Source organism: uncultured Tateyamaria sp. (assembly GCF_947504105.1).
Classification (GTDB): domain Bacteria; phylum Pseudomonadota; class Alphaproteobacteria; order Rhodobacterales; family Rhodobacteraceae; genus Tateyamaria.
Genome location: NZ_CANNGP010000149.1, coordinates 1 through 809, shown reverse-complemented (window position 1 = coordinate 809; position 809 = coordinate 1). Strand labels below are relative to the sequence as shown.

Below are 809 nucleotides of genomic sequence, written 5' to 3'. Positions count from 1 at the left end.
ACTTCACCGATGCCAGGTATCGACCTCAAGATCGTGTTGGCACGGGCGCGGTTGGGGCATTCTTTCAGCCTTTTGTTAATGTCGTGCTGCAGTGCTTTGAGTTGGCGTGTCAGCTGGTCAATCCGCGCCTTGGTTTGCCGCTTAACGATGGTCAGAGTTTGTGTTTGCAGGCGATTTAACAAACGGGTGCGATCCTTGACGAGACCCGCTCGTGCGTTGAATAACTCCCTGAGATCAAACTGTTCGCTATCAACTGGTTGATCGGGTTCCAAGGACAATACGGCCCCAAAGCTTGCAAGCATGCGCGCGTCCACAGCATCTGTTTTCACCCTTGTCCCGCGGGCCTGCGCAAACCGACGGGCCTGCAAAGGGTTGACCTTAACCAACGGTAATTTGCCCGAGAATGTGCGTTCAAAACGTCTATGATACGGCCCGGTCGCTTCAAACACGACACGGGCGGGCATATCGCAGCCCAACCAAGCTGAGAATGCGCGGAACCCTCGTCGATCATTGGAAAAGGTCTCTGTCGCACCATCACTCAGCCGATGCGCATCAAGAGAATCTTTGGAAACATCAATACCTATGCTAGCAGTTGTCATCATCGTCATGTCCTATGCTTGTCGTGCAAGCCCATAAAAACTCAGCTTGCGTATCCGTTCAGGCCTCATGCGAAGACGGCGGCTGATCGTACTCACTAACGGTCCATCACGACCAAGCCCAAAGCGATCCAGCCGCCACCAATGCCCCCCAAAGTCGAGAGAACACTGGATCAATCATCGCAGATCGATGCAGAAGTCATAAGACAAGCC

1 protein-coding gene is annotated in these 809 nt (G+C 53.4%); it reads right to left on the bottom strand.

Translation table 11 applies throughout. The annotated features are described in order from the left end of the window. On the bottom strand, positions 1-608 hold a 608-nt coding region (locus Q1A75_RS23995), incomplete at its 3' end, for a transposase (protein WP_299593601.1). Positions 609-809: the final 201 nt, after the last annotated feature.